The organism is Psittacicella hinzii, from assembly GCF_003585885.1.
Taxonomy (GTDB): Bacteria; Pseudomonadota; Gammaproteobacteria; order Enterobacterales; family Psittacicellaceae; genus Psittacicella.
In genome coordinates this window covers 29,229-52,568 of record NZ_NRHC01000070.1, presented here as the reverse complement: position 1 = coordinate 52,568, position 23,340 = coordinate 29,229, and the positions used below count along the sequence as shown (strand labels likewise).

Annotated in this window: 15 protein-coding genes; 2 read left to right on the top strand and 13 right to left on the bottom strand. The window is 36.6% G+C overall.

What is annotated here, in order from left to right; all coding sequences use genetic code 11:
- From CKF54_RS05640 to CKF54_RS05620, 5 genes are all read right to left on the bottom strand, one after another.
- A partial coding sequence (locus CKF54_RS05640; RefSeq protein ID WP_119525391.1) for a sugar transporter occupies positions 1-1,082 on the bottom strand: 1,082 nt, incomplete at its 3' end.
- Between the two features lie 965 nt (positions 1,083-2,047).
- Positions 2,048-3,172 carry a hypothetical protein gene (locus CKF54_RS05635; protein ID WP_119525390.1) on the bottom strand — a complete coding sequence of 375 codons (1,125 nt, stop codon included), beginning with the start codon at positions 3,170-3,172 and terminating at the stop codon, positions 2,048-2,050.
- A 218-nt stretch (positions 3,173-3,390) separates the two neighbouring features.
- Positions 3,391-4,290: a hypothetical protein gene (locus tag CKF54_RS05630; protein ID WP_119525389.1), complete on the bottom strand. Its 900-nt coding sequence runs from the start codon at positions 4,288-4,290 to the stop codon at positions 3,391-3,393.
- Between the two features lie 352 nt (positions 4,291-4,642).
- On the bottom strand, positions 4,643-5,989 hold the full coding sequence (locus CKF54_RS05625; protein ID WP_119525388.1) for a hypothetical protein: 1,347 nt from the start codon (positions 5,987-5,989) through the stop codon (positions 4,643-4,645).
- Between the two features lie 485 nt (positions 5,990-6,474).
- Complete coding sequence (locus tag CKF54_RS05620; protein WP_119525387.1) at positions 6,475-7,359, bottom strand: hypothetical protein; 885 nt, start codon at positions 7,357-7,359, stop codon at positions 6,475-6,477.
- Positions 7,360-7,851: 492 nt separating this feature from the next.
- Between CKF54_RS05620 and CKF54_RS05615 the strand changes: the two genes are divergently transcribed.
- Positions 7,852-8,910, top strand: coding sequence for an NAD(P)-dependent alcohol dehydrogenase (locus CKF54_RS05615; protein ID WP_119525386.1), 1,059 nt, complete (start codon positions 7,852-7,854; stop codon positions 8,908-8,910).
- Between the two features lie 100 nt (positions 8,911-9,010).
- Here CKF54_RS05615 and CKF54_RS05610 read toward each other — a convergent pair whose 3' ends face one another.
- From CKF54_RS05610 to pstS, 5 genes are read right to left on the bottom strand one after another with little or no spacing between them, the layout of a single operon-like run.
- On the bottom strand, positions 9,011-9,736 hold the full coding sequence (locus tag CKF54_RS05610) for a PhoU domain-containing protein (protein ID WP_119525385.1): 726 nt from the start codon (positions 9,734-9,736) through the stop codon (positions 9,011-9,013).
- Between the two features lie 21 nt (positions 9,737-9,757).
- The gene (pstB, locus tag CKF54_RS05605) at positions 9,758-10,528 is read right to left on the bottom strand and encodes a phosphate ABC transporter ATP-binding protein PstB (protein WP_119525384.1); all 771 of its coding nucleotides are present in this window, start codon (positions 10,526-10,528) and stop codon (positions 9,758-9,760) included.
- Positions 10,529-10,544: 16 nt separating this feature from the next.
- Positions 10,545-11,384, bottom strand: coding sequence for a phosphate ABC transporter permease PstA (gene pstA, locus CKF54_RS05600; protein ID WP_119525383.1), 840 nt, complete (start codon positions 11,382-11,384; stop codon positions 10,545-10,547).
- Positions 11,384-12,331, bottom strand: a complete 948-nt coding sequence (gene pstC / locus CKF54_RS05595; RefSeq protein WP_119525382.1) for a phosphate ABC transporter permease subunit PstC — start codon at positions 12,329-12,331, stop codon at positions 11,384-11,386. Before pstC ends, pstA begins: the two co-directional genes overlap by 1 nt.
- Before the next feature lie 48 nt (positions 12,332-12,379).
- Entirely contained in the window at positions 12,380-13,393 is a 1,014-nt protein-coding gene (pstS, locus tag CKF54_RS05590) for a phosphate ABC transporter substrate-binding protein PstS (protein WP_222987532.1), read from the bottom strand.
- A 440-nt stretch (positions 13,394-13,833) separates the two neighbouring features.
- On the opposite strand from pstS, the gene mutS reads away from it, so the two are divergent.
- Positions 13,834-16,713 (top strand): DNA mismatch repair protein MutS, encoded by a 2,880-nt coding sequence (gene mutS / locus CKF54_RS05585; protein WP_119525380.1) that lies wholly within the window; start codon positions 13,834-13,836, stop codon positions 16,711-16,713.
- A 136-nt stretch (positions 16,714-16,849) separates the two neighbouring features.
- Here the strand turns inward: mutS and CKF54_RS05580 are convergent, their stop codons facing one another.
- From CKF54_RS05580 to CKF54_RS05570, 3 genes are all read right to left on the bottom strand, one after another.
- Positions 16,850-18,319, bottom strand: a complete 1,470-nt coding sequence (locus CKF54_RS05580; protein ID WP_119525379.1) for a DASS family sodium-coupled anion symporter — start codon at positions 18,317-18,319, stop codon at positions 16,850-16,852.
- Between the two features lie 443 nt (positions 18,320-18,762).
- Positions 18,763-20,601 carry a hypothetical protein gene (locus CKF54_RS05575; RefSeq protein ID WP_119525378.1) on the bottom strand — a complete coding sequence of 613 codons (1,839 nt, stop codon included), beginning with the start codon at positions 20,599-20,601 and terminating at the stop codon, positions 18,763-18,765.
- Between the two features lie 147 nt (positions 20,602-20,748).
- Positions 20,749-23,337, bottom strand: coding sequence for a hypothetical protein (locus tag CKF54_RS05570; protein WP_119525377.1), 2,589 nt, complete (start codon positions 23,335-23,337; stop codon positions 20,749-20,751).
- Positions 23,338-23,340 lie beyond the last annotated feature (3 nt).

The window sequence follows — 23,340 nt, the reverse complement described above, 5'->3', positions numbered from 1 at the left end:
GATTTTCGGGAATCCCTAATTAAAGCACCTGCACCAATACCGATATTATAAATACCAGAGTAGATAGACATAGCTACGTCTGTAGCATCAGGAGCTAGTTGTAAAACTCTTAGTTGGAAGCTTAAACCTAAAGCAGCAATACCAATACCCCAAATAAAGATTAGTCCAAATAGGGCAGTATGGTTATGGCTTATTGGTAAGAGTAATACTAGAGAAGCTAGCATAATTCCTAGTAAAGCTAACACAAAGATATTTGGTGCATAGCTGTAGAGGCGACTAAATAAGTAACTTGCAAAGATACCAGAAACACCAAAGATGAGTAAAGCATAAGTTGCAGCGTCTTCAGTTAGTTTACTAATAGTTAACGTAAATGGCTCTATATAGCTATAAGCGGTAAAGTGAGCACTAATCATTACTGCGGTCAGGATATAAAGACCAATAAGTAATGGGCGTTTAGCTAAGAGAGGTAAACTATCTAGCGAACCTACGTTTTGACTTGAAAGACGTGGTAAGAATAAAGCTAGAAGTGTCATGATTACGCCAGCAACGATAGCAATAATTGCAAATGTCATACGCCAGCCGACAAACTGTCCAATGATACGACCTAATGATAAACCTAGTACCATAGCTAAAGCTGTTCCTAAGGCAAATAAAGCTAAAGCTTGGTTAGCCTTATTTGGCGGAGCAACTCTTACTACTAGAGAAGCAGATATTGCCCAGAAAATTGCATGAGCAAAGGCAATGACAATTCTTCCAGCAACTAGTACTGCAAAGTTTGGCGCAAAGATAGTAATGATATGCCCAATAATAAAAGCTGTAAAGACTTTTAGCATTAACCCCTTTCTTTCAAACTTAGCCGTCATTAACATAAAAGGCAAAGAGGTTAAAGAAACTATCCAAGCGTAAGCAGTAATCATTAACCCCGTATGTGATACTGACATATCATAAGTTTGTGCAATATCTGAAAGTAAAGCTACAGGGATAAATTCTGCAGTATTAAAAATAAAAGCTGAAAGTGCAAATAGTATTACACGCAAATAACCTAAGCCCTCTGAGTTATTTGCAACTACAGGAGTAGACATAAATATTTCCTTTCAATGTTGTTTAATTATCTTAAGATCATCTCTCTTCCAAGATGTAAACTATAGTGATTAGCATGATGATAAGGTCATCATGACTATAGTAAATTTAGAGTATTATTTTTTTCAATTAATGGGGATACAAAGCTCAATATTATATCACTATACTTCAGAGCTGTAAATCGGTCGAGAAAACAAAAATAAACTTAGTTATTTGTAACTATTTTTTATAGATCGCTTAGAAGCTAATCGAGCTAATTAAGCCAATAGTAGTAGCTCAAGAGCGTTAAACTTCTTGCTGGTGGTTAGCTAAGTTTAATTGTATTTTTCAATTGTATTTTTCAATTGTATTTTCCAACTTCTGAATCTGCAAGAGATTATAACAAGCACTTAGACGAAAGGGAATTGAGGGGAGTTTGATAAACTCTTGACTTTAATTTGATAATAATCAAGGAGATGATGAGTTGGTCAATAGTAGAAGGGTTAATCCTAAATTGCGGTGACTTTTATACACTACAAAAATAAAGCGATTTAATTTTCAATATCTTAAATAAGAAAAATAACTTTTATTTAAGGTAGTGGTGTATAGAAATTTATACACTACTTTATGAAAAATTAACCTGCTATAGAAATAGTATTCGATTATAAAATCGCATTGTTAGATAAGAACTTATACTTGAATGTTAGCAAGTTACAGCTACAAAATTAACAATTTTACACTATTATAATAGTGGTTATGGTCTGTAGTGTATAAAAAGCACCGCAAATTAGGGTTAATTGTAAAAATTAGTGACACAAATGAAAACCCTCCAGTAAAGTACTTTACTGGAGGGTGTATTTTATTTGAAAATAGAGGTAAGACTTTCTAATAAATCTTTGCTTGTTTTTGCCAACGGAGTAGTAAATTCTATGAGGAACAAGGTGAAGACAAATATATTGTTTCCCTTTGTGCCATAATTAAATTTATTTTAGCTTAGCGTGCTTTTCTTGGTTGTCTTTGGCTTGGTTTTCTTGGTTGCCTCTGATGTACTTTTCTTTGTTGTCTCCGACATGCTTTTCTTGGTCGTTTTTGACGTAGTTTTCTTTATTGTCTCTGACGTGCTTTTCTTGGTTGCCTCTGATGTGCTTTTCTTAGCTTTCTCTGACGTAGTTTTCTTGGCTGTCTTTGACGTACTTGTTTTGGTTGTAGATCTAGGCTTACGAGTTTTCTTTTCTGGACTGTCAGACTCCTCTGCAATTGCTTCTTTAATAAAATCCTCATCTACCTTTAAATAAGCACTCAAAATCTTAATAAGATCTTTTAAGATGGCTAGAGCCTGCATGTAGTAGACTATCAATAAACCTGTATTTTTTTCTTCATAAATGGAGCCACTTAGGTTTTCAGAAGCAAAAATAGAATGAGCAACCATTTGATAAACTTCTAGAGAATCAATTTGGATGTTTTTAAAAGTTTCTTTTTGCTGCGGGTTGCTAAGAGCATTTTCAATTTGGTGGTAATATGCTTCCAAATCATCTAGATTTGCAACATGGGCGTCGAAGTATGCTATATAATCCTCATCGTATTTATGAAAGTAATCTATGATAAACTTAGGTGTATGTCTATAGTCTTGCTCAGTAAATTGATAAATAGATTGCTCTAACTTTTCTAGGTCAGTATCTTGAATCCTAATTGTAACAGGATGAGATTTGAGTGGAATAAATGGACGAACGTGGTCAAAACAAGTGACTAGTTTTTCTAGATAATTTTTAACTAATGCTTTTGGTAATCCGGCATTATTTAAAAAATCATCAGTTATTGAAATAATAGAGTCTATTTGACTAACACCATGAGCAAAGGTTCTAGCAAGTTCTTCTAGTTCAGGTAATTGTTGTTGCTCGATTTCCTTGATTAAGGTTAGTTTGTCGGTAATGCTAGCAATAACTTTGTTTTTATAATTATCAATATCTTTTAATAAGATTTTTATCCCCTCGTGAGTTTCAAGGTCGTACTTTGCTTTTAATTTGAAAGGGATACCTGTATTTTTTTGGATTAGTTTGCGATAGTTTTTTAAAGAGTCATGAAAAATATCTGACATTTCTTTGATGTCTAACATAATATTCCTGTGATTAGTTTAACTAGTGAATGGAAGAATGAATTAAGAGATGCAAGTTAGGAATGGGAACTAAGCTTGTTTATAAGATCAGTATCGTCTTAACTTCCTAACTTGCATTTGATTTTTAATTAAGCATTAAGTGCATATAAGTGCATATAAGTGCATATAAGTGCATATAAGTGCATATAAGTCTAAAAGTAATACTAGTAATTTAGCGTTTATTCACTTGGAGGGGTATATTCACCAATAACTTGTTTAATAAGAGCGTCATCAATGATTTCCGCTTTTTTAGCATACTTAATAAAATCTTGGAGCTCAGCAAGCACGCCATTAGTTTGTATCGCTAAGATACCTGGTTTATTTTCTTGGTAGTGATCTCCGAAGAGAACAAGAATATTTTTCCAATTGTTGTAGGCAGCTGTAACTTCATCAGCTACGTAATCATGAACTTCATGAATTTCTTCTTTACTATAGTAAGAGTTCATTTCTTCTATTAGATCATTTACGAGATCACGAACCTCTTGGTGGAGCAAATCAGCTTCCTTGCTATATTTATCAAGTTGTGCGGTATATTTGTAGTAAGAGCGTACAAACTCTTTAAATCGGAATTTAAATTCTCCCTCTATGGCGTAGATACCTCGAGTTGTTGAAGGAAGATTTAACTGTACAAAAACACTAGTAAATTCTGGAGATGTTCCTAAGTTGGCAAGAGCTTCGAACATATAATTTCTAAACGTCCTAATAGGACGATTGTAGTTTCTTAAAAAATCTCGATCGTAGATTAATCTTCTCAGATGATTGATGGTATATTCTTCACGTATTTCTACGATTACTAGAGTGCTAAATAATTCACTACGTTCTTTACTTACACTTTTTACTAGATCTTCATATGTACTTTTAATGATTTGCACCTGATCAGCAAAATAAGCCATAACTTTTTGGTTATAGGCTTCAATATCGGTTAAGAATTGAAGTTTCCCCTCTTGCGTGCAAAGGTCGTAGTTGTCTTGCAATTCAAATTGGAAAGGCAGGAAAGGGTAATCTGTATTTAGAGTTTGAGCTAGTTTTTGCAAACGATTGTTAGCTGCAGTGGATTGTCTTTTAGTAGTCTCTTTCACTTTTTCTCCCTGTTAGGTAAGTTGAGATTAAGTTGGATAAGTTATCTATGTTGATATTACAACTATTTAACACCTATACAATATAATAATTTCTTTTAAAAATCTCAAAAATAATAAGTTTACATTTTGAGATCAGCTAAGCTCAGTTAAGGTCAAAGATCTTCTAAGATCAAATAAGTTCAGCTAAAGTCAAAGATCAGCTAAGGTCATCTAAGCTCAGCTAAAGTCAAAGATTAGCTAGATAAGCTTTACAAAAGAGAAGTCTCGAGAACTAAGCTCGAGACTTTTGGGGTAAACTCCATATAGAGTTACATTAGAGTTAAGTTAGAGTTACATAGTTCTATGCGTACGGTTAGAGGTAACCATACTTAATTAAGAACCCACAAGCGATAAAGATAATTAGACCGTAGATAATAATGTTCTTTAAGCTAAAGAACGATTTTTTACTTTCAGCTTTTTCTTCAATAGTTTCTATTAGTTCAGCAAATATTGCTGCTTGCTCTTCTGATAAGTATACGCGTGCATCTTTTTGTACGAGCGCTTCGAACTCACTGGCTTTGATATCACTATCTTGGAGAATATTGTTACGAATTTGCACAGCAGCTTCTAAATATTCTGCTGAGTTGCTTAGTGGTTGATTGTAATAAGGTGCTAAGCTTTGGATGCAGTTATCCAAGATAATTTCATCCCACTCTTTACCTACATCAGTCGCATAGTTTAGGTAAGCTTTGTAGTCTGGTACTTCAGCAAAGTTTCGTAAAATTCTATTGTGTTTTACGTTTACGGCAAATGTATAAAAACTAACTTCAGGGAGAATTAAATCATCTTGCAGTTGAACAAAGTTCCCTTGTTCCACTTGAGTTTGTACTTGTTTTTTCCACTCTCTTAGAGCTGGTAGGTATTCTTCTACAGTTCCGTAGTAGTGGTATTCACTAAAGAGATAGTCAAGATTACCTAAAATCGTTTCATAATCTACATCTTGATGCGTTGGGATAAAAGTAGACTGGAAGTTATAGTCTAGTTTATCTTTGTAAACAGCTGGTACTTGGATATAAAGAATTACTATATCTGCCACTATACTAAAGCTAGATAACACTTCATATACTTGATCTAAAACTTGCTCTGCTTGAGCTGTGCTTTGTTCAAGATATGGATAAGCATATTGGCATAGTGCCGATAAAATACGCCAAGGATCTCTTGGATCAAATGCTTTAGGAAAGACCTTAGCAAACTTAACTTCACCCGCTTGCATAGCTTGGACAATACCAGCAAACTCTTGCTCAGTAAAGGCTGGAACCACAGCTTGAGATAAGCAAGCTAGGTTTTGATAAAGGACATACGACTGGACAGCTTTGCGTAGCACATTACGACGTAATGTTTTGTTAGCTGTTAAACCGAGTAACTCCATTTTGCCTAGAGAAACAAAATGCGCAAGACTAGAGTACATGATTTGTTTTAATTCAGGGAAGTACTCATTCTTTTGTCCATAGTAAGCATAGCTTAAACTACCAACCCCTGAAGTTAAGGTTTTTGGTTTTTCACAGGAGTTTTGACTTGGTACTTCATTGATAATGAATGTACTAATAGCGTCATCAAGGATCTCGGTGTTGTTAAAAAAGTTAAGTTGTTCTTCATAAAATGGCTTAACTTTTTCAATTAATTCTTGTGGTTGTGCAGTATTAATGTTTACTCGTTTCATAAGCCCATCCTAGCTAAAGTTGTAGATAATAAGAAAAAGATGTCGATATTTTTATTATAGCAAAAAAGGAGAGGCTAAGTTATAGAACATTGGAGAGCAGAGAACTACTAACTGATAACAGAGAACTGAGAAATGGCATTAAGAACAGAGAACTGAGAAATGGCATTAAGAACAGAGAACTGAGATCAGAGACCAGAGACCAGAGACCAGAGACCAGAGACCAGAGACCAGAGACCAGAGAATTGAGACCAGAGAATTGAGAGGGTAAAACAGAAGAAGTCCTAAGAAACATAGTGTTCTTAGGACTTCTAACGCTTTAGATTCTTTTAATTTAACCCCAAAATCTACTCTTTAACCTTAGCTTTAGAAACCTGTTAGATCTAAGTTCAAATAAAACTCTAGGCTAAAAGTGGTAATGGTTAAAAAGCGCTTGGTTAAAAGCGGTTGCTAAAAGAAGCTATTGTTAAAAGCTGTGAGCTAAAGTCTTATTCAGTTTTTTCTCCAATAACCTGTTTAATCAGAGCGTCATCAATGATTGCAGATTTTTTCACAGACTTGATAAAGCTTTTTAGATCACCAAGTACTTCATTAGTTTTCATAGCTAAGATACCAGGTTTATTTTCTTGGTAAGGTTCTTCAAGAAGTTCTTTAATCTTCATCCAAGAATTGTACATATCGGTAAGCTCACTAGCTAGATGGTCATGAATTTCATGAACTTCTTCTTCACCATAGTAATCCATTTCCAGAATAAGATCAACTTCAAGTTCAAGAACGTCTTCATGGAGCCATATTGCTTGTTCGGTATATTTTTTTACACGTTTAGCATACTTGTGATACTCTTTGACAAACTCTGTAAATAGAGGTTCAAATTCTCCTTCGAGAGCATAGATTCCTCTTCTTGTTGTTTCGAGATCCATATGTACCAGCGTACTAGTAAATGGTGGACTGTCTTCTAGATATGTAGAATATTTTCCCATATGACGTTTAAAACGGGTAATTGTGCCACCATAGTTTCTAATAATCTCTCGATCATAGATATTTCTTTCTAACTCATCTATTGTCTCTTCTTCACGTATTCCTACGAGAACTAGTATTGTATATATGTTACTAGCCTCTTTGCTTAGTGCTTTGATAAAATCATCGTAAGTGCTTTTAATAATCTCGATGTTATCAATCAAATAAGCCATAACTTTTTGGTTGTAGGCTTCAATATCGGTGATCAGTTGGATTTTACCCTCTTGAGTGCAAAGATCATAGTTTTCTTGGAGCTCAAGTTGGAAAGGTAAGAAAGGATAGTCAGTCGATAATTTTTCAGCGAGTTGTTGTAAACGCTTATTTGCTGCTGTAGATTGTCTTTTAGTAGTGGTCATGGGTAACTCTCTATGAATTAATATGATGAGTGGTGGATAAAGTAAGCTATACCTCTAGGAATAAAGAATAGAAGGTAAGTGCTTTTCGATTTTATTAAGTTTTTGCGAGTATCTGGAGTTTTTTTAACGAGTATCTAGAATTTTTTTAATAGAAGGGAATGCTAAGAATGTAAAGCTACCTATAGTTTAGTTAGTTTTACATCATCTGATAGTACATGAGGAAAGAATAAAAAGCCATATTGCCGATAATATTTAATTATCTCTATTTTCACTTTACAATTTAATATAACAATATGGCAACATTAAGTATAGCACAGTATGCAAAATTTATGGTGCTATTCATATAAGTGTTATTCATGTAGTTTTTCTAAAGTGGATTATTGTTTACTTTAATTCAACAGTGTTTTGCAAAATACTCACTTTAAAAGCAAGAATTGAAAGAGTATAATCTTAGAAGATTTACAAATAGTCAGCCAAGTCAAGGATTTAATTATGTCTCTAACAACTCATACAGTTGCAGCTTTAGGTGTTAAAGGTGCAAAAGAAAAATTTGAACAATTTAATGTAGAACGTCGTGATGTGCGTGAGAACGACATCGAGTTCGAAGTATTATACTGTGGTATTTGCCATTCAGATTTACATACGGTTTTAGGTGAGTTCCCAATCGGTGCAACTCCAGTAGTGCCTGGACACGAAATTGTTGGACGTGTAACTAAAGTAGGTGCTAAAGTAACATCTTTCAAAGTTGGAGATTTAGCTGCGGTGGGTTGTATTGTTGATTCATGTAACCACTGTCCTGCATGTCATGAGCATGAAGAGCAATTTTGTGATGAAAAAACCTTTTCATTCAACTCACCAGATAAAGTTTTAGGAGATGGAGCTTATACTTTAGGTGGTTTTAGTAAATCATACGTAGTTGAAGAGAAGTATGCTTTACATATGCCTGCGTTTAAAGATTTAGCATCTGCTGCTCCATTATTATGTGCAGGGATTACTGTTTACTCCCCATTAAAATACTGGCAAACTGGTCCAGGTAAAAAAGTAGCGATTCTTGGTATTGGTGGTTTAGGTCACGTAGCAGTGCGTTTTGCTAAAGCTATGGGCGCTGAAGTAACCGTAATTACGCGTACCCAAGCAAAAGCTGAAGATGCTAAACGTTTAGGTGCGGACTATGCAATTGTTTCTACTGACGCAGAACAAATGGCAGCTGCTAGAGGTAAATTTAACTTAATTTTAGATACTATCTCAGCACCACACGATGTAAATGAATACTTAAATCTTCTTTACCACCGTGGTGCTTTAGTAACTGTAGGTTTACCACATGGTAACTACGAAGTAGCTCCATTTGCAATTGTAAGTGGCAATAAAGTATTTGCGGGTTCAAATATTGGTGGTATTGCTGAAACGCAAGAAATGTTAGACTTTGCTTACAAACACAACATAGTTGCGGATGTAGAAGTAATTGATCCAGATTACTTAGATCAAGCATTTACACGTCTAGAAAATAATGACGTACGTTACCGCTTTGTGCTAGATTTACAAAAACTATAGTTATAGCTAACGCTTAAAGCACAAACTCAAGACAAAAAAGAAAGTCCATCATGTTTAATAAAAAACATGAAGGACTTTTTAATTGTTTAACTTTTGTATATTAACCTTTTAATTCGGGATGAAGGTCTTCATACATTTTAGTTAGAACATCGTAGCTTGCAATTTCACCTTTAGAGTAGTAGTACACATACTCATTTAAATTACGGCAACGATCACCAATACGTTCAATTTGACGTAAAGCAATAGCAACAATGAAGTACTCTTTTAAGTAATCTAAGTTAGCTTTTGCTTCATCGATAATTGCGCGGAAGATGTCTTTATACTCGTGACGATAGTTGTGCTGAACATAGTTCTCTAACGCCGAGTTAAGATCTAGGGCAATTAACGCGTCAGTACTTTTACGTAATAAGGTAATTGAGTATTCAGCGTAGTGTTCGATTCTCTCGATTAGCGCATTGATTACATGCTGTGATTTGCGAGCTGATTCACAAATTTTTACCACAGTATCACCAATACGTTCAAATTCAGAAGCCGCTCTTACTACTGAAAACACTAAACGTAAATCTTGAGCCTTAGGTTGGTGTTTTGCAATTAGATATAAGCAGTAATCGTGAATTTTAATCTCGATTTTGTTTACTAGAGTATCGTTTTCAAGGATTTGTTGCGCTTTTTCTTCAATTGTAGATTTATCTTCTACACGGAAAAGGGCAATTGCCTCCTTTAATTGTTTTTCCACCATGCTACTCATGGTTTTAACCATTTCTAACGATTTTTCTAAATCTTCATCAAATTGTACACGTGTGTGTCTTTTTGAACTTAAAACCATTTTTTGATAGCCTTTTTTTTGTTAACCGAAACGACCTGTTACATAATCCGACGTGCGTTGATCAGCCGGGTTCATGAAAATCTTGTCAGTTTCATCATATTCAACTAATTCACCTAAGTACATAAATGCAGTGTAGTCTGATACACGCATTGCTTGTTGCATTGAGTGAGTAACAATTAACACCGTATAGTCTTCTTTTAACTCCATGATCAGTTCTTCAACTGTTGAAGTTGAAATTGGGTCTAATGCTGAACATGGTTCGTCCATTAAAAGAACTTCAGGTTTTACTGCTACTGCACGAGCAATGCAAAGACGTTGTTGCTGACCACCTGATAGAGAGTTGCCAGACTTATGTAATTTGTCTTTAACATCTTTCCATAACGCAGCTTTAGTTAAAGCCCACTCAACACGTTCATCTAACTCGTCTTTAGTTAGTTTTTCGTGGTGCTTAACCGCAAAAGCGATATTGTCATAAACTGACATAGGGAAAGGTGTTGGGCGTTGGAATACCATTCCCACGCGTGTTCTTAATTCCATTAAATCAAAATCTGGATTTAAAATGTTTTCACCCTCTAAAAGAATTTGTCCTTCTGCTCTTTGCTCTGGGTAGAGGTTGAACATACGGTTAAACGTTCTTAAAAGAGTTGATTTACCACAACCTGATGGTCCGATAAATGAAGTTACACTTTTAGCTTTGATTTTGAAGTTAATGTTTTTTAAACCTTGGAATTGACCGTAAAAAAAGTTTAAATCTTTTACTTCAATTTTTACATCTTGAGGATCAAGAATCATGTTTTAATTTCCTATATTAAGCCTTACTTTTGTTTACTGCGTAACGCGCAATTAAGTTTAAAAGTAGAATTGATACGGTAATAATTAATACAGCAGCCCAAGCTAAGTCAATCCAAGTTTGGTATGGACTTAAAGCAAATTTATAAATTACCATAGGTAAAGTTGCTGTAGGTTCAGTAATATCAATATTCCAGAATTGGTTGTTTAAACTGGTGAATAGTAACGGACCAGTTTCCCCAGCAATACGTGCAATTGATAGTAATAATCCCGTAAGAATTCCTGACCAAGACGCTTTTAAAGTTACGTTTAAAATAGATTTATATTTTGGTAACCCAAGCGCGGCAGAGGACTCACGTAAGTGATTAGGAACCATTTGCAACATGTTCTCGGTAGTACGAATAACTACTGGAATTTGTAATAGTGATAAAGCTAACGCTCCGGCAATGGCACTAAAGCCACCCATAGGAGTTACTACGACGATAAAGATAAATAAACCGAGAACAATCGAAGGTGCTGAAAGTAACACGTCATTAATTGTACGTAGAGTTTCAGCTAACCATGATTTTTTGCCGTACTCTGCTAAGTAAATACCAGAAAGTACGCCAAGCGGAGTTCCGATTAAAGTCGCAATCCCACAGATAATAAATGAACCGACAATAGCGTTAAGTAAACCACCAGTTTCATTTGGTGCTGGCGTCATTTGCGTAAAGGTAGCAAGGCTAATCCCGTTAATACCTTTAATTACAATTAGCGCACTAATCCAAACGAGCCAGAATAAACTAAAGATAACACAGAAGTAAGCGAAAATAGTCGCTAGCTTGTTTTTAAACTGGCGCATGCCTTTTTGCGAAGCCATTATTTACCCTCCTTTCTTGAAGAGAACTTAATAATTGCTTTTGAAGCTAAAAGAACTAGGAAAGTAATTACAAATAGTACTAAACCTAACTCTAGTAATACCGAAGTATATAAACCTTCAGACGCTTCAGCAAAGTTATTAGCAATTACGGAAGTGATCGTTGACAGAGGTTGGTATAAAGAAACACCTTGTAAGTTGAAAGTATTCCCGATAACGAACGCTACTGCCATGGTTTCACCTAAAGCACGACCAAGACCAAGCATTACTCCTGAAACTAAACCAACACGGCAAGATGGCACAACAATGCTGTTAATACTTTCCCAGCGAGTTAAGCCCATACCATATGCTGATTCAAGAAGAATTTTTGGAGACTGATTAAAGATATCTGTCATAGTTGAGGTAATAAATGGAATTACCATGATTGCAAGGATAATCCCCGCTGGTAAAAGTCCAAGACCCCAAGCTGGACCAGCAACTAAAGCACCAATAAATGGTACGTTACCAATAATGCTTTGTAATGGAATTTGGAAGTATTCACTAAAGATTGGCGCAAATACCATTAGACCAAACATACCAAATACAATTGATGGTACCGCTGCTAATAATTCAAGTAGGCTTTTGATAATACCTTTGAATTTAGCAGGACAGATGTGCACTAAGAAAATTGCAGTAAAAAAGCTTACCGGAGTTGCAATTAGTAAAGCAATAAATGAGGTAACTAAAGTTCCGACAATTGGAATTAAAGCTCCAAACTGATTTTTACTAGGTTGCCACTCACTTGACCATAGAAAACTAAAGCCAAAGGTTTTAAAGCTTGGAATAGATTCAATAACTAGCGAGAGAATGATCCCTACTAGTACAGCGAGAACAAACAAGGCAGCCGTATACACCAAAAGGGTGAAAATTTTATCGGCAGTTTTACCTTTTGCTGATAATTTTTTACTCATAGTTAATTACCTAGCTAAATAACAATGTTATTTAGCATGATTTGGAGATTACTTTGGCTCTGCTTTTTTCTCTGCTAGAGCGAAAGTATATGGATTATCAAAAATTTCTAAAGCTCGTTCAGTGGTAAAAGGAGTATACATTAGAGAGCGAGTCTCTTCTTGTTGCTCTAACATCCCGAATCTAAAGAATTCTTTAAGTAAAGCCATTTTTGGGTTACTACGATTGATTACAACGTAGGTTAATGCGTTGATTGGCCAAGCGTATTCATTATCAACATTGTTTACTTTTGGTACTAAAGTACCTTCCCAATTTGCTGATTGAATTGCTAAAGAGAAAGTCTCTTCGCTTGGACGAACAACATTACCATATTTGTTTTGTAATGCAGCTACCCCCATGTTCATGGTTTTAGCGTAGCCATATTCCATATAACCGATTGAGCCGTAAACGCGAGGTAAAACTGCTGCAACGCCTTCGTTACCTTTCCCGCCTAGACCAACTGGGAAGTTAATAGTTTTGCCGACCCCGAATTTTTCATTAAATTCTGGTGAAACTTCAGATAAGTATTTACTGAAGTTGTAAGTAGTACCTGAACCATCTGAGCGGAAAAGCACCGCAATGTAGATGTCAGGTAGTTCTAAACCTAGGTTAAGTGCTTTAATTCGAGGATCGTTCCATTTAACAATTTTGCCCATATAGATATCGGCAATAATTGGACCGTCAAGTACAATTTTGTCGTTTAGTTCGCGTAGGTTAACCGCAAGAACTATTGATCCGGCTAAAGCTGGGAATTGAAATAAATTATTCTCCTCAAGCTCTTTATCACTTAGGGCGTAATCAGTTGCACCAAAGTCAACTAGAGAAGCTTTAATTTGTTTAACACCACCACCAGAACCAATAGACTGATAGTTAACTAAGACCTTGAACTTGTTAGCAAAGTTAGTAGCCCATTTTGAGTAAACAGGTGCAGGGAATGAAGCTCCAGAACCAACTATTTGATTTTGTTGTGGTTCGTTGTTTGCACGTGCCACTGTAAGGCTAGTAAATAGCAAAAAAATTGCCATGCTAAGAATTGCTAACTTTCGAGTAAAATTATTAATCATATATAACATTCTCATTGATGAAAGTCTTCTGCTATTATACCACGTTGACTGCGTTTGTTACGTTAAACTAACAAAAGTTAGATAAGTGAAAGAGGTTAATTTTTCCTAGATATCTTCTATCAAAAATCTATTAAATTTAGTGTTTTAGCTTGTGGGTTAAAAAATTTTTTTGAGAAATTTTTCGGTTTTAAATTTTTTCTTTCTTAAAAAATAAAAAATAATAAAAAAATATAAATTATTTTATTTAATTATGCTTAAAAAACAAAAGGGATGAAAACGAAAATCTCTTAAGCAGCAAACTACGGGTATAATAGAAAAATAAACTCCGACTATTATATGTTTTTTCTTAAGGAAATATCTAGTTTTTTATAGAGTTCCTCGACAATTTTCCCTTATTAACAATGACAAAAAACAAGCCAACTTCGTCAGCTGACTATAGCCAAGCTTTTAACTTTGCTGACTTGTTAGAACAAAGTAATGCTCCGGTAAGTTTAGCTAGTGATTTAGAGTTTGTCCCTGATAGCCATGATTTTAGTCAAATAGAAGAGTTAACTGCTCACCTAGATAAAAAGCAGTTAGCCCAGTTACAAACTGATTTTGATCAAGATCTAGCGAGCTCAATGAGCAAATTAGCTGGACATACTTCAAATCAAGAGCAAATTATTAGTGGCTTACAAAACTATGCAAGCCCTGATGCAATTTACTCTGATGAGTCAATTGCTCAAGCTTCCCCAATGATGAAGCAATACTTACTTATTAAACGTGAAAATCGAGATAAGATAGTATTTTTCCGCATGGGTGACTTCTATGAGTTCTTCTTTGATGATGCAGTCTTAACTGCTAAAGAACTAAGCCTTGCAGTTTCTTCACGCCAATCGCATATGGGCGTTATTGTCCCTATGGCAGGGATTCCTTATCATGCTTATGAAGCCTATGCTGCTAAATTAGTGGCTAAAGGCTACTCAATTGCTATTTGTGAACAAACTTCGGATCCTAAAGCCAAAGGCTTAACCGAAAGAAGCATAGTCCGTATTTTTACCCCTGGAACTCTTTCAGAAGAAAGTTACTTACCTGCGCGTGATAGTAAACCTCTATGTGCGGTTTACACGGACTACGTGAGTTACGTGGTTGCATTGCTAGATCTCTCATCAGGTTTAGTTGAGATTAGTAAGCTAGACAACTACAAAGATTTTGTTAGCCGAATTCAGCAATATAATCCTGCTGAGATTATTTACAGTGACCACAAACTGGTTGAAGACCTTCTTTTACAAAAGTATCACTGTACCCAAGTAGACTCTAGCTACTTCTCTGGACGTTCACCGCTTGAAAACATTAAAGCCGTGTACGGCGCTCAACAAGTTGAGCGTTTCCAAGCACAAAAGAACTTAATTCCAGCAACTGGTGCTTTAATTAAGTATGTGCAGCAAACGCAAATGGTGGTGCCAAGCCATTTACAAACTCCACGCTTTGCTCATGAAAATGATTTAGTAATTCTGGATAGTTCAACCGTTAACAACTTAGAACTCTTTACTACTAATAGTGGGCAAAAAGATAGTAGCTTTGTTGAAGTACTTGATACTTGTAGTTCAACTATGGGAGCACGTTTATTCCGCCGTTGGGTACGTCAACCAACGCGTAACTTGCTTCAACTTGAACAAAGACTAGACTATGTTGAAACCTTTTTACAAAGTGAACGTGCTCGTACTAAGTTAATCTCTCTATTAAAGTCACTAGGTGATATTGAAAGAATTGTTGCGCGTGTTTCGCTAGGCAATGCTTCACCGCGTGATTTAGGGGAGTTACGTAATAACTTACTTTTAGTCCCGCATATTAATAAGGTTTTTACTGAGTACGATTTAAACATCTCGCCATTAGATGAGTTAACCCCATTAAGAAACTTATTATTAGCAGCGCTTGAAGATAAGCAACCTATGTTCTTGCGTGACGGTGGGGTTATTCGTTCAAGTTTTAATGAGCAACTAGCTGATTTACGTAATGTACGTGATAATGTTCTTGATGTGTTAGCCGATTTTGAAGCGCAAGAAAAAGAGCGTACAGGCATTGAAAGTTTAACCGTGAAGTTAAATAACCAGAATGAAATGTACATTAACATTCCAACTGGTAATGCAAGTAACCTCGATAAAATCCCAGAGAACTACATTCACAAACAAAGCTTAAAAGCAGCGCGTCGTTTTATTACTCCAGAACTACGTAACCTCGAAATAAAATACAGCGCTTCAGAACAGCAGATTGCTGAACTCGAAAAAAGTATTTTCACCTCCATCCTCGAGGCTTTAAAACACGAGTTAGCTTATATTCAAAATCTTGCTAATCAATTAGCGCGTTTGGATGTTTATGTAAGTTTTGCGCAACTAGCCTTTACTAATAACTATGTTCGTCCAACCTTTAACGTAGAACAAAAACTTGAAATTAAACAAGGACGTCATCCTGTTATTGAAAAACTAATCAAAACACCATTTATCGCCAACGACACCCAAGCTAACCAAGCGCAAAGTTTACAAATTATCACCGGTCCAAATATGGGTGGTAAGTCAACTTACATGCGTCAAAATGCTTTAATCGTGTTAATGGCATTAATTGGTTCTTATGTACCAGCGCAAGATGCTAACATTCCACTAGTTGACAAAATCTTAACCCGTATTGGGGCTTCAGATGATATCTCAACAGGTAAATCTACTTTCATGGTGGAGATGTCAGAGATGGCGTACATCCTTGACAATGCTAGTCAAAACTCTTTACTGTTAATTGACGAGATAGGTCGTGGGACTAGTACCTTTGACGGTTTAAGCTTAGCATGGGGTTGTGCGCAGTATATTGCTCAAGAAATTAAAGCAATTACTTTCTTTAGTACGCACTACTTTGAGTTAACTGCTCTTGCAGAGCAGCTAGAGAATGTAATTAACTTGTCAGTAGCTGCCATTGAACACAATGAGCAAATTTCATTCTTACATGAAATTAAGCAAGGTACTGCTTCGAAATCTTACGGTTTAGCCGTGGCTAAACTTGCAGGCTTGCCGCAAGAGGTGCTAGGAATTGCTGGAGCGCAATTAAAAGCCTTAGCACAACATCAAGAGGGTAGCAAAGCTGAGCTTGAAGTTGTTGAGGTTGAGCAAGTAGTAGCACAAGCAAGTCTTGCTCCAGAGCAAGAAGAAGCCTTAGCTTTACTTGAACAAGTAAACCTTAATGAGTTAACACCAATAAGTGGTTTAGCTCTGCTAGAACGTTTACAAAATCTTCTTAAGCAAGCTAAGACAAGCTAAGACAAGCTAAGACAAGCTAAGACAAGCTAAGACAAGCTGAAAATCAAAAACTGACAACAGTAAAGAGCTAGGATCCAAGATCCTAGCTCTTTTCGCATTTTGTGCTATTGCGCTATTGTACTTTGCGCATTGCACTTTACCAAAGCCCAAGGATTTTCCACCAGAGGCTTCCTAAAAGGATAAACACTAATAAGTTCACGACACTCATTACAAAACCAGCTTTCCACCATTGTGGTAAGGTTACATACCCCGAGGAGAAAATTACTGGAGATGTACCGGTAGCATAGTGAGTTAATGACATCATTAAGCTTGAAGCTGCTGCCATCATTAAACTAAAGAGCATTGGTGGCGCACCTAGAGCAATGCCTGCTGCTAAGAAAGCTCCGAGCATTGCAGAGATATGCGCAGTCGTTGAAGCAAAGAAGTAATGGGCATACATGTAGGCTAACAATAAGAGGATACTTGCACCTAACCAACCTAATCCTAAATGAGTTATGCCACTTTGTAAGTGCACAGATACCCAAGTAACTAGTCCTAGGCGGTTTAAGAAAGTAGCCATCATAATTAAGGCTGCAAACCAAATAATAGTATCCCAAGCTGCTTTTTCACTTAGAACATCATTCCAAGTTAATACCCCTGAAAGTAGTAAAATCGACAGTCCAATAAACGCCGTAGTTGTTGCATTTACCGCAAAGGCTGGACCAAATAACCAAGCTGGTACCCCCGCCCACAGGATTAGCATAATACTAAAACTCACAAGCATGATTTTCTCTTCGAGTTTCATTGGTCCTAGATCTTTGAGTTTAGTTTTTGCGAACTCAACGGCATTTGGGGTTTCTTTGATTTCAGGTGGATACATTAAGTAAAGCACTAGAGGCATTAGAAGTAAACAAACAATGCCTGGTAAGAACATAGCTAACGCCCAAGTACTCCAAGTTAAACTAACACTTGTGTTAGTTGCCTTGGCAATTAAATCAACCACAAGTGGGTTTGGTGAAGTTGCAGTGATAAACATTGCCGAAGTAATTGGGTTGGTATGGTAGTTAGTTAAAGCTAAGTAACGCCCAATTAAGTGCGAGGTTCTTTTTTCTGGAGTTGAATCAAAGCTATTAGCAATTGATTTCATAATTGGGTGAATTACACCACCACCTCGAGCAGTGTTACTTGGCATTACTGGAGCAAGGATTAGCTCTGAAGTGGTGAGAGCGTAAGAGATCCCTAGAGTTTTCTTCCCCCACATGGCAATAAAGAGATAACCAATACGTGCCCCAAGACCGGTTTTAAGTAAACCACGGGCGATCATAATGGAGATCCCAATAAGCCAAATTAAAGGGTTGGAAAACTGACTTAAAGCATCATTAATGGCTGCACTTGGAGTTTGGGCGGTAACCCCTGTAATTCCAACGATTGCTATGGCAATAATTGATACTGCGCCTATAGGCATAGCATTACCGATAATAGCGACAATCATAGCAATAAAAATAGCGAGTAGATGCCAAGCGTTAGGAGTTAAACCTTCTGGGATTGGAATAACAAACCAGAAGATTAAGCCTACAGCGAGAGCTATGGCAGCTGGCAGGGGTTTAAATCCAAGCGTTAAAGCCATATAGTCTCCTTAAAAATCAAAATTTATTTAATGAAAACGGTGAAAAAGATGGTTTATTTATATGAATAAAACCAAGGTATACTTCTATTTAAGTATATCTTGAGAGAGATGTAAAGCTTTAACGGAAAAATAATAATTAAGTGCTTGATATTAAAGAGAAAATTTTCTTTAAGCAGAGGTCAGGTTAGCATGGTAAGTTAGTAGAGCAAACTAGTAGAGAAACGTGAAGCAGACTATTAGAGTACTCTAATAGAGCACTCTAATAGAGCCAACGATCGTTATTTTATGTTTACTTGCAATAACAGGCTAGAACCAGAGTAGGTTTTACTCTAGTTCTAGCCTGTTATATGCAAAATAAAGAGAAAACTAAAAGATGAGGAATAGATAGCTTGCCAGCTTGCTAATTTGTTAACTCGCTAACTAGTTCACTTGCTATAAGTTGCTTACTCACCTTCTTTGTTTGTTGACTCATCATTATTCTCATCAGTTGCAGGTTTGTCTGCATCAGCCGGTTTATCAGCTTCAGGATTGTCTGATGAGTTGTTGTTTGAATCATTGTCTTCTGCAGGTTTATCAGAGTTGTTATCCGCAGGTTTGTCAGAGTCACTGTTTGCAGGTTTGTCAGAATTGTTGTCTGCAGGTTTGTCAGAATTGTTGTCTGCAGGTTTGTCAGAGTCGCTATTTGCAGGTTTGTCTGAATTATTATCCGCAGGTTTATCAGAATTGTTATCTGACTCTGCAGGTTTATCTGAAGAGTTATTATTTTCTTCGTTAGTTGTTGCTTCTTGCTCCTCAGTTGCTTCTGTTTCTACTTGTGAAGCTTGCTCTTCTTCTTGCGCTTTTAACTGCTCAACTAATTGTTGCACTGCTTCAGTTGTTGCAAGTTGCACAGGAGCAAGTTGCACTGGGGCAAAATCAACTGTCAGTTTGTAGAAAATAGGTTTAACTTTAGAGTCATCGTAAACAAAACTAAAACTTGCGTAGTCTGGATAGAATTTACCGTCAACTAGTTGTGGTTGGTAATCCCTGATTAAAGCACCTAGTGGGTTAACTTGGTTTTCTCCTGCAGGTACTGGGTAAGCACCTGTAGCAAACAGTAAGTCATTTAAACTTGGTAGTGGATTAGGCCAAAAACCAGCTGGGTTTAATGGTGAAACCGGAACGCTATAACTTCTGAACTTAGTTACATCAGTATTGTCAGTTCTAAGAGCATAGTGTTCTTTGTCATCAGCAACAACTTGACCGTTTAAAGCAACATCTAGGTTAGCTACTAGTTTGTCTTGCTCTAATTTTTCAACTAGGGCATTAGAGCGCGCAACTGTTTCTTTTGGATTTTTGAAATCAGCAACTAAATTATTGTAAGAATCTAATGCACCTGGTTTAAGAGCGGTCTGAGCAACGCTTGAGATTAAATCTACTGTACTAAATACCCCTTCAACTGTTACCGGAGCTTGATTTTCCAGTTCTCTAAACTCTGGAGTGATTGGTTTTGGTTGATAGTTATCTAGTTCGTGGTTAGTTTTAATTGCTTTGCTAGTTTCAACTTCGTAAGAGTTTACTCCTGTTGGGAAAACAAAACCTTCAGCAAGATATACGCCACCAGTTAAAGCATTTGGATTAACAAAATCTGAAGAGTCTTCAGTTGTTAAAGTTAATTGCTCTTGTTCAGCTTGCTCTGTTTGTTCACCTTGTTCTTGGGTACTAGGTTGCTCACCATCTGCAGTGTTAGAGGTTGATGGTGTACTTTCAGGAGCGGTTTCAGGTGTACTCTCAGGTGCGCTTTCTGGGTTTGACGCAGGAGTTTCTGCTGGTTTCTCACTTGGTGTTGTTACCGGTTGCTCGCTAGGAGTTGTTTCTGGTTGCGTTGTTGGCGCATCAGCAGGTTGCTCTGACGGAGGATTTGTTGGTTCAGTTGTTGGCGAATTTGTTGGTTGCTCACTTGGTTGCTTATCAGCATCATCTTTTTCTTCGTTAGTTGTGTCTGCTGGTTTGTCACTTTCACCTTCAGCTTTGACACCATCACCTAGTTTAGCAACAAAGCTACCTAGGTTGCTTTGGTTATCAAAAGTAACATCAACACCTTCAGCTACTACTTGAGGTTGACGATCAGCAAACACAGGTTTAGTTTTTACTTGTAGATAATTAACTGTGCTTGAAACTTTACTAAACGTTAGTGGGCTTTTTAAAGGATCAAAGGTTAGTTTGTGAGCTTGGCTCGCTTGGCTAGAGGTCGCGACTAGCGACAAAGCTGCTAGCGTTAAAAAGAGTTTACATCTTTTCATGGCAATATCCTGGGGTATAAGCCAAAAACTTATGTGATTAAGTTTTGGCACAAAATTATTTCAATCTTAATCTAAAAGGTATAAATATGATTTTACAACAAAGATAGCCAAAGTTACATAATTTTTACAATATTACCAATTTTGTTTTTACTCAAGCGATTCAAGGATATCATCTAGAGAGATATCTATATCTAGCTTAGAGCTAATTGGTTTCTTCTTAGGTTTGCTTGCAGTATTGGCAGATTTTTGATTTTTCTGCTCTTTTTTGGTTTTGTTTGTATCTTTGGTTTTAGCGTTGGTTTTTGTACTTGCTTTAGCGTTGTCTGCAGGGATTTCTTGGGCTTTGCTTGCAGCTTTTGTTTTGCTTTTAGCAGTTGCTTTGCCTGCTTCTTTGTTGTTAGTCTGACTATTGGTTGCTTGATTACTTTGCTGAGGTGATGAAGTTTGTTCTTTATCTTTATCAGTTACTTGAGGAGTTTGTTTTTGTGGTGAAGCGGTATGAATGATAAAGTCATCAGAGTTTTCAAATAAGTAGTCATCATCTTCAGGATAATCTTCGATTTCATCTCCATCATCTTCTAAGATAAGATCAAAAGCATCATCGTCAAGGACAATAACTTCAGACGCATTATAGGTTCTTGGTGAAACTTTATTTTTATAATCCTCAGGGATTTCTATTTCATAGTCATCACCAATCTCGTCTTCGTCTTCTTCCTCGTACTCGTCTTCATCATAGTCGTACTCGTACGCTTCCTGATCTTCGTAGTCGTACTCTTCTTCGTCTTCAACCTCGTAGTCGTATTCGTACTGATCCTCATCTTCATCAAGATCATCATAAACCAAAGTGTACTCTTGAGTTGCATCGAGTAAAGCTTGATCAGCTTCTTCAAGCTGATTAAGCGTAGCTTGTTCACTTTTACTTCTAAAGAGTGAGCTTGATTTACTTTTATCAACTTCTTCTTTGCTTTCTTGGCTGTCAATAGACATGCCTGTGTCTTCTTCACTACTGCTTGCAGACTGGGCAAAATGAGACTGCAAAAATTCTTCAGGGAAGAAGTCAGCTAGCGTAGGATTATCTAGTTTTCCTTTGCTTGTGCTTGCAGTTGGTACTAAATCTGGGATTTCTTCTACCGCGTCTGCTAAAGTTTGCGAGAAGATATTAGTTATATCTTCATCACTAATATAAGTAAAAGGAGAGGTGATGTTGTTCTCTAACGCATGGTACTTTTCATAAAGAACAGCTTGGTACATATTGTTGAGAATAGCTACTTTGGCTAGTTCTTTAACAACCTTTAACGCATGGTAGTCCGAGGCATCGGCAACCTTTTCTAAAAAGTTTGCACGAACTTTAGGGTTAGGAACATAGTCAAAACCATTTTCTACGTATTCTTTGGCATTAAAGATAGCATCACGAGCGTTAAAGTTAGGATCATCGAGATCATAGCCAAAGAAAGCAAACATACTGCGTAGCAGTGGTTTGCTCTTGATGTAGTCAGTGTCTAGAGGAAGCACTCCAAGCTCATCAAGTTCTTCATTGCTTAAGTAGTTATCCAGAATTTTGATTTGTGACTCTGGTTTAGGGAAATCTAAAGTAAAGTCAGGAGCAGGTTCTCCGGTGAGCTCTGCGATTTTAGCTTCGAGTTCAGGATCTTCATGCGCAAAGGCTAAATGATACTGTTCAAGGAGTTCAAGTTGCTCTTGTTGGATTTGTTCTTGTACTCTTTGACGATAGAAGTCACTTACCGGTTTCTTTTCTAGTTTTTGACACAGATCAACGAGCTCTTGATTGTTTTGAAAAATCAAGAGTTTGTCTTGAGCTTCAGGGATTTCCTTTAAGATCTCATTTGCGTTAAAGGAAAGGTTTTTAAGGAAAGCTTGTCCTTGTTGGGTATCTGCAGATGCAGGATCTAGGTTATCTAGATCTTGCTCGTCAGAGGTATTACTTGCCTCCTGGCGTTTGTGTGCAACTTGTTGATAAGCTTGTCCTTCACCTTTGAGGAGTAACTCAAGTTCTTTGACATAGAAACGTATTTTTAACTCTTCGACACTAAACCAAGTGTTGAGCAAGAAAGCTTCAAGTGCTTGGTAGTTAAGTTCGTAGGGAGTGTTTTCTAAGCTTTGGTTTGCTTGGTTAATAAACTCAGCAAAGGTGGCAAAATCAAAGTCTTTACTTGCGAGCGCAACTTGATCAAACATTTCCAAGCTGTACATGAGGTAATCATGTACAGTGCAATGCGGATTTTCTTCGACAAAAGTTGCAAAGTCAGGAGCATACTTTTGCAGATTAGCAAATAACTGACTAAAACCGGCAATAAAGCGAAGTTCTTGTTGTGGGTAGCTAGCTGCTACACTATCAAGAAATAACTCTTTATTAAAGTGCCAGTGGTTGTTAGTGTGAATACTCTTTTGCAAAAAAGCGCTAATTAACGGATAGTTTGCTAGTATTTCAGTATCGCTAGCAGAACTTAAGTTCTTGTCCAGTTGGGGAGCTAATTCTGCAATACGCTCTTGGATATTACTTAATTGCGGTAAAGAGATTTTTTGTTGGTTAAGAAAGTTATTGTAGTCTGCAAAATTAGCTTGGGCAAATTGAGTAAAAATTTGCTGTTGCTTTGCAAGATCTTGAGCTAGTTGAGCAATTAGTTGTAATTGCACACTAGCGTTTTGTTCGGGGTTATGCAAACGTTTTTTTATTAAGTTTGCAATAAATTCTTGGTAATCGGCTCTTGAAGTCATAAG

Coding starts and splice junctions, on each gene's coding strand:
- CKF54_RS05570 (WP_119525377.1), bottom strand. CDS start 23,337: ATGACTTCAAGAGCCGATTACCAAGAATTTATTGCAAACTTAATAAAA.
- CKF54_RS05575 (WP_119525378.1), bottom strand. CDS start 20,601: ATGAAAAGATGTAAACTCTTTTTAACGCTAGCAGCTTTGTCGCTAGTC.
- CKF54_RS05610 (WP_119525385.1), bottom strand. CDS start 9,736: ATGGTTTTAAGTTCAAAAAGACACACACGTGTACAATTTGATGAAGAT.
- pstC (WP_119525382.1), bottom strand. CDS start 12,331: ATGAGTAAAAAATTATCAGCAAAAGGTAAAACTGCCGATAAAATTTTC.
- CKF54_RS05620 (WP_119525387.1), bottom strand. CDS start 7,359: ATGACCACTACTAAAAGACAATCTACAGCAGCAAATAAGCGTTTACAA.
- mutS (WP_119525380.1), top strand. CDS start 13,834: ATGACAAAAAACAAGCCAACTTCGTCAGCTGACTATAGCCAAGCTTTT.
- pstA (WP_119525383.1), bottom strand. CDS start 11,384: ATGGCTTCGCAAAAAGGCATGCGCCAGTTTAAAAACAAGCTAGCGACT.
- CKF54_RS05625 (WP_119525388.1), bottom strand. CDS start 5,989: ATGAAACGAGTAAACATTAATACTGCACAACCACAAGAATTAATTGAA.
- CKF54_RS05615 (WP_119525386.1), top strand. CDS start 7,852: ATGTCTCTAACAACTCATACAGTTGCAGCTTTAGGTGTTAAAGGTGCA.
- CKF54_RS05580 (WP_119525379.1), bottom strand. CDS start 18,319: ATGGCTTTAACGCTTGGATTTAAACCCCTGCCAGCTGCCATAGCTCTC.
- pstB (WP_119525384.1), bottom strand. CDS start 10,528: ATGATTCTTGATCCTCAAGATGTAAAAATTGAAGTAAAAGATTTAAAC.
- pstS (WP_222987532.1), bottom strand. CDS start 13,393: ATGGCAATTTTTTTGCTATTTACTAGCCTTACAGTGGCACGTGCAAAC.
- CKF54_RS05635 (WP_119525390.1), bottom strand. CDS start 3,172: ATGTTAGACATCAAAGAAATGTCAGATATTTTTCATGACTCTTTAAAA.